Genomic DNA, 10074 nt, shown 5'->3' with positions numbered 1-10074 from the left:
CCGGCCTGATCAGCAGCCCCGACCCGGACGGATGTGGTGGAGGACCCCGACATGGCTGACGACGAGAAGCTCCTGCGGTACCTCAAGCGGGTCACCGCCGACCTCGCCGACACGCGCGAGCGGCTGGCGGCGTTGCGGGAACCGATCGCCGTCGTCGGCATGGGCTGCCGCTACCCCGGTGGCGTGCGCACCCCGGACGACCTGTGGGACCTGGTCCGCGCCGGGCGCGACGCGGTCACCGGGTTCCCCGAGGGGCGGGGGATCGAGGTCGACCCGGTCGCGGTGCGCGGCGGGTTCCTCGACGACGCCGACCGGTTCGACGCCGCGCTGTTCGGCATCAGCCCGCGCGAGGCGCTGACCATGGACCCGCAGCAGCGGGTGCTGCTGGAGGTCGCGTGGGAGGCGTTGGAGCGGACCGGCGTCGACCCGTTGTCGTTGCGCGGCAGCCGGACCGGGGTGTTCGCGGGTGCGGGGGCGTCGAACTACGGCATCGGGCTGGAGATCCCGGAGGGCGCCGAGGGGCACCTGCTGACCGGCAGCGCCGCGAGTGTGGTGTCCGGACGGGTGGCGTACTCGCTCGGGCTCGAAGGTCCGGCGGTCACTGTGGACACAGCCTGCTCGTCGTCGCTGGTCGCGTTGCACCTGGCGGTCAAGGCGTTGCAGGGCGACGAGTGTTCCCTGGCGCTGGTGGCCGGGGTGACGGTCATGGCGGGGCTTGGCCTCTACAGCGAGTTCGGTGCCCAAGGCGGGCTTGCGGGAGACGGGCGCTGCAAGGCGTTCTCGGCTGACGCGGACGGCACGGGGTGGGGCGAGGGCGCGGGAGTGCTGGTGCTGACCCGGCTCTCCGAGGCTCGTCGGCGCGGTTATGACGTACTGGCTGTCGTGAGCGGCACGGCGGTGAACGCGGACGGGGCGTCGAACGGGTTGACGGCGCCGAATGGTCCTTCGCAGCAGCGGGTGATCCGGGCGGCACTTGCCGCCGCAGGCCTGTCACCGTCCGATGTGGACGCGGTCGAGGCGCACGGCACCGGGACCGTGCTGGGCGATCCGATCGAGGCGCAAGCGCTTGCGGCCGCGTACGGGAGCGACCGAGTCGAGCCGCTGTGGCTGGGGTCGGTGAAGTCGAACATCGGCCACACCCAGGCAGCGGCCGGGGTCGCCGGGGTGATCAAGTCGGTCATGGCGCTGCGGCACGGCGTGCTGCCGCAGACGCTGCACGCGGGCGAGCCGTCCCCGCACATCGACTGGACCGGGCTCGGCCTGCTCAGCTCGGCCCGCCCGTGGCCGGAGGTGGACCGCCCGCGCCGGATCGGGGTGTCGTCGTTCGGCATGAGCGGCACGAACGCCCACGTCATCCTGTCCGCGCCCGAGCCGTCCGCCGAGCCCGACGAGCCGGGCCAGGCTCCCCGTGTTTCCCGGCAGGTGCCGTACTTGGTCTCCGGGCACAGTTTCGAGGTGTTACGGGAGCAGGCGCAGCGGCTGCTGGGCGGGCTCGGGGGAAGCGTGCTCGACGTCGCGCACACCCTGGCGACGGGTCGGGCGAGTCTGGACCACCGCGCGGTCGTGCTCGCGGCGGATCGCGACGAACTTGTCGACGGGTTGCGGGCCGTTGCCGCCGGTCGGGCCGCGGGCAATGTCGTGACCGGCTCGGCGGACGACGGCCGCACGGCGTTCCTGTTCACCGGCCAGGGCGCGCAGCGGGCGGGGATGGGCGAGCAGCTGGCCGCCGCGTTCCCGGTGTTCGCGGCGGCGTTCGCCGAGGTGCGGACGGCACTCGGGGTCAGCGAGTTCGGGGACCTGGGGCGGACCGAGCACGCGCAGCCCGCGATCTTCGCCTTCGAGGTCGCGCTGTACCGGCTGGTGGAGTCGTGGGGCGTGCGGCCGGACTACCTGGTCGGGCACTCCATCGGCGAGATCGCGGCGGCCCACGTCGCGGGGATCCTGTCGCTGGCCGACGCGTGCACGCTGGTCAACGCCCGTGCCCGGCTGATGGGTGCCCTCCCCGAGGGCGGCGCCATGCTGGCCGTGGAGATCAGCGAGTCGACCCTCGCGCGCCGGTTCCCCGGTGGGCTGCCGGACGGCGTGGACCTGGCGGCGGTCAACTCGGATCGTTCCGTTGTCCTGTCCGGGGATCGCGCGGTCGTCCAGCAGCTGAGGGAGCGGATCGTCGAGCACTCGGGCCGGGTGAAAGACCTGGCCACCTCGCACGCCTTCCACTCGCGGCTCATGGACCCCATGCTGGCGGACCTGCGCGCGGCCATCGCCGGGATCGCGCACGGCCGCGCGGTTCTGCCCGTTATGTCCACTGTGTCCGGTGAGCTGCTGATCGACGTGGACGCCGACTACTGGGTGCGGCAGGTGCGCGAACCGGTCCGGTTCGCGGCCGCCGTCGACCGGCTGCGCGCGGCGGGTGTCACCCGGTTCGTCGAGATCGGCCCGGACGCCGCGCTCACCGCCGTGGTCGACGGCGCTCTCGCCCTGTCCCGGCGCGACCGCCACGAGGTCGACGCCCTGCTCACCGGCCTGTCCCGCGCCCACGCCACCGGTGTCGGCGTCGACTGGCGCGCCGTGTTCGAGCCCTGGGGCGGCAAGCTCGTCCCCCTCCCCACCTACGCCTTCCGCCGCGACCGGTACTGGCTCGACCCGGCGTCCGCGGGCGGCACCGAGGACGGGGCGTTCTGGACCGCCGTCGACCGCGCCGACCCGGCCGCGCTGGCCGCGACCCTGCGCACCGACGAAGACGCTGTCCGCGCGCTCCTGCCCGCGCTGGTCGACTGGCGCCGCGGCCAGCGGGACCGCACCGAGGTCGACACCTGGTGCTACCGCGCCACTTGGACCCCGGTGACCGGCTTGACCGCGCCGAGCGCCCCGGGCACCTGGCTGGTCGTCGTCCCCAGCGCCAAGGCCGACGACCAGGCCGTGATCGGCACCGTCCGGGCGCTGCGCGGCCACGGGGTCGACGTGGTGGAACTGCCGCTGGCCCGCACCGAGGTGGACCGCTGGTCGGTCGCCGCCCGGCTGCGCGATGTCGCGGGCATGGGCTTCACCGCCGTGCTGTCCCTGCTGGCCGACGACGACTCGGCGCACGCCGAGTACCCGCCGATGACCTCCGGCCAGGTCGCCACCGTGATCCTGCAGCAGGCGCTCGGCGACGCGAACCTGAACGCTCCACTGTGGATCGTCACCAGGGGTGCCGTGTCGATCGGCCGCGCCGACCGGCTCACCGCGCCGAGCCAGGCCCAGCTGTGGGGTGCAGGCCGGGTCGCCGCGCTGGAACTGGGCGTGCGGTGGGGCGGTGTGGTCGACATGCCGGTACCGGACGACCGTGCCGCGGCCGCGCTGGTGGCCGTCGTCGCGAGCGGTGAGGACCAGGTCGCCATCCGCTCGACCGGCGTGTTCGGCCGCAGGCTCGCCCGAGCCGTCCCCACCGCCGGGATGCCCTGGGCGCCGCGCGGAACTGTGCTGGTCACCGGTGGTACGGGCGCGTTGGGCACGCACGTGGCCGCCTGGTTGGCCGAACAGGGTGCCGAGCGGGTGATCCTGGCCAGTCGCACAGGGATCGGGACTGGCGAGGTCGTCGCACTCGACGTCACCGACCGCGAGCAGGTCGCCGCGTTCCTCGCCGAGCACGAGGTCGGCACCGTCGTGCACGCCGCCGGGGTCTCGGACCTCGTGCCGCTCAACGAGACCGGCCTCGCCGAGTACGCCGAGGTCCTGCGCGCCAAGGTCGTCGGCGCCGCGCTGCTCGACGAGCTGCTGCCCGACGCCGAGTTCGTCTACTTCTCCTCCGTCGCCGCGACCTGGGGCGGTGGCGGCCAGGGTGCCTACGCCGCCGCGAACGCGTACCTCGACGCGCTGGCCGAATCCAGGCGCGGCAAGGGTCTTCCCGCCGTGTCCGTCGCATGGGGACCGTGGGAAGGCGCCGGGATGGCCGCCGACAGCCACGAGCAACTGCTGCGCCGCGGCCTGCGCCCGATGCCGCCTGCCAAGGCGCTCAAGGCTCTCAGCCGCGCTCTCGACAGCCGCGCCGACCTCACCGTGGCCGACGTCGACTGGACCGTGTTCGCCCCCGCCTTCACCAGCGCTCGCCGCAGTCCGCTGCTCGCCGACCTGGTCGACGAGAACCCCGAGCCCGTCGCCGCCGGTGACGTGCGCGCCCAGTGGGTGTCCAGGCTGGCCGACCTGCCCGAGGGCGACCGCACCGGCGTCCTGCTCGACCTGGTGCGTGCTGAAGTCGCTGCCGTGCTCGGCTACCGAGGGCCGGACGACATCGGCGCGCAGCTGCCGTTCAAGGACCTCGGCATCGACTCGCTCACCGCGGTCGAGGTCCGCGACCGGCTCGCCGCCGCGACCGGGCTCACCCTCACCGCGGGCCTGGTGTTCGACTACCCGAAGCCCGCCACGCTCGCCGAGTACCTCGTCGCGGAGCTGACCGGGACCACCCGGGTCGTGGATGTCGCGGCGCGTGTGACGGTCGACGAGCCGATCGCGATCATCGGCATGGCGTGCCGCTTCCCCGGCGGCGTCACCACACCGGAAGACCTGTGGCGGCTGCTGCTGGCGGGCGACGAGGCCATCTCCGCGTTCCCCGCCGACCGCGGCTGGGACCTCGACGAACTGTTCGCCGAGGACGTCGACGGCGGCACGTCGTATGTCCAGGCGGGCGGGTTCCTGCACGAGGCCGCCGACTTCGACCCGGCGTTCTTCGGGATCTCCCCGCGCGAGGCCATCGCGATGGACCCGCAGCAGCGGCTCCTGCTGGAAACCGCCTGGGAGGCGGTCGAACGCGCGGGCATCGACCCGCACGACCTGCGCGGCAGCCGGACCGGCGTGTTCGCGGGCAGCAACGGGCAGGACTACAGCTACCTGCTGCTCAGTTCCGAGGATGACGTCGAGGGGCACCTGCTCGCGGGCGCCACCGCCAGCATCCTGTCCGGCCGGGTCGCCTACAGCTTCGGCTTCGAGGGACCCGCGCTCACCGTGGACACCGCGTGCTCGTCGTCGCTGGTCGCGCTGCACCTGGCCGCTCGGTCGCTGAGGTCGGGCGAGTGCGACCTGGCACTGGCCGGTGGCGTGTCGGTGATGTCGACCCCGGGGCCGTTCGTGGAGTTCAGCCGCCTGAGCGGGCTCGCCCAGGACGGCCGGTGCAAGGCGTTCGCCGACGCGGCTGATGGAACGGGCTGGGGTGAGGGTGCCGCGCTGCTGCTCGTCGAACGGCTCTCGGACGCGCAACGCAACGGGCACAAGGTCTTGGCGGTGCTGAAGGGCAGCGCGGTCAACTCCGATGGGGCGTCGAACGGCCTCACCGCGCCGAACGGGCCGTCCCAGCAGCGGGTCATCCGCGCCGCTGTCGCCGACGCAGGTCTGGACTTGTCCGATGTGGACGCGGTGGAGGCGCACGGCACCGGCACCACGCTCGGCGACCCGATCGAGGCGCAGGCACTGCTGGCCACCTACGGGCGCGACCGGGAGCGGCCGCTGCTGCTCGGCGCGGTCAAGTCGAACCTCGGGCACACCCAGGCCGCCTCCGGTGCCGCTGGCGTGATCAAGATGGTGCTGGCGCTGCGCCACGGGGTCCTGCCCAGGACGCTGCACGTCGACGCCCCGACGTCCCAGGTGGACTGGACGAGCGGGTCGGTCGACCTGCTCACCGACACCACCCCCTGGCCCGCGACCGGTCGGCCGCGCCGGGCCGGGGTGTCGTCGTTCGGGGCCAGCGGCACCAACGCCCACCTCATCCTGGAGGAGGCAGCCCACGGCCAGGACGATCCCGCCGAGTCGGCCGCCCGGCAGGCCGGACGGCCCCTGCCCTTCGTCGTGTCGGCTCGCTCCGAGCAGGCCCTGCGGGGCCAAGCCGAGGCGCTGCGCGCGAACCTGACCGCTGCCCTGCCCGACATCGCCCACACCCTCGGCGGCCGCAGCACTTTCGAGCACCGGGCCGTGATCGTCGCCGACACCGAAGACGGCCTGCGCGAGGGCCTCACCGCTCTCGCCGAGGGCACGCCGCATTCTGCCGTCACAGTGGGGAAGGCGGGCGCGGCCAAGATCGCGTTCGTGTTCCCCGGCCAGGGGTCGCAGTGGCGGGGGATGGCGCTGGAACTCCTGGACGAGCCGGTGTTCGCCGACCGGTTCGCCCAGTGCGCGCACGCCTTGGCGCCGCACATCGACTTCGTGCCGACCGAGGCCCTGGCCGACGAGGACGCTCTGGCGAGGGTTGACGTCGTCCAGCCGGTGCTGTGGGCGGTCATGGTGTCGCTCGCGGCGCTGTGGCAGGCACACGGGGTCACGCCTGCCGCCGTCGTCGGACACAGCCAGGGCGAGATCGCGGCCGCCGCGGTCTCCGGCGCGCTGAGCCTCGCCGATGCCGCCGCCGTGGTCGCGTTGCGCAGTCAGGCGATCACGGAACTCGCCGGGCTCGGCGGCATGGTGTCCATCCCGCTCGGCGAGGACATCGTCCGCCACCGCATCGTGCCGTGGGGCGAGCGGATCTCCGTGGCGGCCGTCAACGGTCCGGAAGCGACAGTCGTCTCCGGTGAGCCGGGCGCGCTCGACGAACTCCTGGTGGAGCTGACCGGCGACAACATCCGGGCGCGACGGGTCCCCGTCGACTACGCCTCGCACTCCGCCCAGGTCGACCGCCTGCGTGAGCGCATCACCGCCGCACTCGCCCACATCGCGCCCCGACGCGCCGCCATCCCGTTCTACTCCGCGGTGACCGGCGACCTGCTCGACACCAGTGGGCTCGGCGCCGACTACTGGTTCACCAACCTGCGCGAGACCGTGCGCTTCGAGTCGGCCACCGCCGCCCTGATCCGCGACGGCCACACGCTGCTGATCGAGTCCAGCCCGCACCCCGTGCTCACCGCGGCCATCCAGGACGCCACCGCGATCGGGACACTGCGCCGCGACGACGGTGGTCGGACGCGATGGCTGACCGCGCTCGCCGAGGCTCACACCCGTGGCGCTGCGGTGGACTGGCGGCTCGACGGTCGGTTCGTCGACCTGCCCACTTACGCCTTCCAGCGGCAGCGGTACTGGTCCAAGCCGCACATCGAGGCGCCAGTGCCAGCCAGCAACCCTGGCGAGGCAAGGTTCTGGGCCGCCGTCGACCGCGCGGACGGTGCTGCGGTGGCGGAGACGCTGGGCGTGCCGGAGTCCGCTGTCGAGTCGCTGCTGCCCGCCTTGGCCGGATGGCACCGGCAGGTTGGCGCTGAGTCCGCTGTGGATGGATGGCGGTACCGGATCCGGTGGTCCGCTGTTGACGAGGTCCGCACGCCCGTGCTCACCGGCCGCTGGTTGGTGGTGGTCAGCGAGGCGCTGGCGGACTCCCCGATCGCGCGGGCTCTCGGGGACGCCGAAGTGCTGGTGATCGACCCCACCGAGGAGTCGCTGGCTACCAAGCTGGGTGGCTACGAGGTCGACGGGATCCTGTCGCTGCTCGCCTTGGACGAGACTCCGCACCCGGTGCACACGGCGCTCCCGGTCGGCTTGACCGCGACGCTGTCGCTGCTGCACGCCGCTGTCGAGACCGACATCGCTCCACTGTGGTGTGTCACGCAGGGTGCGGTCGGGACAGCGGGAGAGGTTCCCGTGAACCCCGGTCAGGCGCAGGTGTGGGGCCTGGGCCGGGTCGCCGCGCTGGAACACCCCAGGCAGTGGGGCGGACTGGTCGACCTGCCGGTGAACTTCGACGAGCGGGCCGAGAGCAGGCTGATCGCCGCGCTCACCCGAACCGATGACGAAGACCAGTTGGCGGTCCGTGCTTCCGGCACGTTCGCCCGACGCCTGGTGCGGGCCGCGACGGGCTCGACCGCGCCGATCCGGTCGTGGCGGCCGGGTGGGTCCGTGCTGGTGACCGGCGGGACCGGTGCCATCGGCGGTCACGTGGCGCGGTGGCTGGCCGAGAACGGCACCGAACACCTCGTGCTCACCAGCCGCCGGGGCCAGGACGCGCCTGGCGCGGCCGATCTGGTGGCCGAGCTGTCGGCGTTGGGCGCCAAGGTCGACGTGGTGTCGTGCGACCTGAGCGACCGCGCGGACGTGGCCAGGATGCTGTCGGAACTGGACGGTCCGGTCACGACGGTCATGCACACGGCGGGCATGGGGACGCTGGCGCCGCTGGAGTACACGAGTGTCGGCGACCTGGCGTACCTGATCACCGCGAAGGTCGCGGGTGCCAGGCACCTCGACGAGCTCATCGACCCCGCCCAGCTCGACGCGGTGGTCTACTTCTCCTCCATCGCGGGCGTGTGGGGGGTGGGCAGGCACGGGGGGTACGCCGCGGGCAACGCCTACCTCGACGCCCTGGCCGAACACCGGCGCAGCGAGGGCGTGCCGGTGCTGTCGGTGGCGTGGGGGCCGTGGGACGGCGGCGGGATGGTCGCCATGACCGCCGTCGAACCCATGCTGCGCCGGGGTGTCCCGCTGATCACCCCGGGCCCGGCGATGGTGGCGCTGCGGCAGGCACTCGACCACGGCGACACCTTCGTCGCCGCGGCGGAGGTCGACTGGGCCAAGTTCGTGCCCGCTTTCACCTCGTTGCGCCCCAGCCAATTGCTCGCCGAACTCCCGGAGGCGGCGTCCCGGCAGGTGGCCGCCGTGGTCCCGGCGGAGGCGGCGGCCGACTTCCGCACCCGGTTGGCCGGGTTGTCCGAAGTGGAGCGCTCGCGGACCCTGCTGGACCTCGTGCGCGCCCACGCCGCCGTGGTGCTCGGCCACCCCGGCCCCGAGGCGATCGACCCGGACCTGGCGTTCCGCGAGGTCGGGTTCGACTCGCTGACCGCTGTCGAGCTGCGCAACCGGGTCGCCGCCGAGACCGGGCTCGCGCTGCCCGCGACACTGGTGTTCGACCAGCCCAACCCGACCGTGCTCGCCGCCCACCTGCGTGCCCTCGCGCTGCCGGACGAACCCGAGGACGACCTGCCCTCGATCGCCGAGCTGGACCGCATCGAACTCGCACTGTCCACTCGGGCCGACGACGACATCGCCAGGGTCCGGGTGGTCATGCGGCTGGAATCCCTGCTCGCCGCCCAGCGCGGCACCGGCTCCAGCGGCGGCGACCTGCTCGACCGGCTCGGATCGGCCACCAACGACGAACTGTTCGACCTGGTCGAGAAGGACTTGGGGCTGACATGAGCGACAACGGCACCGCCGCCGAGCGCAAGCTCCGCGACTACCTCGGCCGGGTCATCGCCGAGCTGCACGACACCCGCGGGCGGTTGCGGGCGGCGGAGTCGGCCGAGCAGGAACCGATCGCGATCGTCGCGATGAGCTGCCACCTGCCCGGTGGGGTGTCCTCGCCGGAAGACCTGTGGCGGATGCTGGTGGACGGCGGCGACGGGATCACCTCGTTCCCCACCGACCGCGGCTGGGTCGGCGACACCCTGACCCACCCGGACGGGCACACCTCCGTCACCTCGGCGCAGGGCGGGTTCCTGCACGACGCGGGCCTGTTCGACCCCGGGTTCTTCGGGATCAACCCGCGCGAGGCGCTGGCGATGGACCCGCAGCAGCGGCTCGTGCTGGAGGGCGCCTGGGAGGTCGTCGAACGTGCGGGCATCCACCCGAGGTCGTTGCGCGGCAGCCAGACCGGTGTGTTCGTCGGCACCAACGGCCAAGGCTATGGCGCGGGCATGCAAGCGGGAATGGCGGGCTCCGAGGGTTACCTGCTCACCGGCGGCGCCACGTCTGTCGTTTCTGGGCGGATCGCCTACACGCTGGGGCTTGAGGGTCCGGCGGTCACTGTGGACACCGCGTGCTCGTCGTCGCTGACGGCACTGCACCTGGCGAGTCAGGCACTGCGCTCTGGGGACTGCACACTGGCGCTGGTCGGCGGGGTCACGGTGATGCCGCACCCGACCGGGTTCCACGAGTTCAACCGGCAGCGGGGATTGTCCTCCGACGGACGGTGCAAGGCGTTCTCGGCAGGCGCTGACGGCATGGGCATGGCCGAGGGCGCTGCCATGATCCTGGTCGAGAAGCTGTCCGACGCCGTTCGCAATGGACACCCCGTGCTGGCGGTGGTGCGCGGGTCGGCGGTGAACCAGGACGGCGCGTCGAACGGGCTGACGGCGC

At 73.1% G+C, this 10074-nt stretch carries 2 protein-coding genes (1 of these 2 only partly in view); both read left to right on the top strand.

The annotated features are described in order from the left end of the window. The first annotated feature begins 33 nt into the window (after positions 1-33). Positions 34-9135, top strand: a complete 9102-nt coding sequence (locus BMY07_RS07415) for a type I polyketide synthase (RefSeq protein WP_425426243.1) — start codon at positions 34-36, stop codon at positions 9133-9135. Further along, on the top strand, positions 9132-10074 hold the beginning of the coding sequence (locus BMY07_RS07410; RefSeq protein ID WP_092775712.1) for a type I polyketide synthase. The gene runs 9086 nt beyond the window's last position; 943 of the gene's 10029 nt are visible here — the first part of the coding sequence; the start codon lies at positions 9132-9134; the stop codon falls past the right edge of the window. Before BMY07_RS07415 ends, BMY07_RS07410 begins: the two co-directional genes overlap by 4 nt.

Origin of the sequence: Actinokineospora terrae (assembly GCF_900111175.1) — a bacterium.
In the GTDB taxonomy this organism is placed as follows: domain Bacteria; phylum Actinomycetota; class Actinomycetes; order Mycobacteriales; family Pseudonocardiaceae; genus Actinokineospora; species Actinokineospora terrae.
The sequence above is the reverse complement of the archived record's forward strand: the minus strand, read 5'-3'. Positions and strand labels throughout refer to the sequence as shown.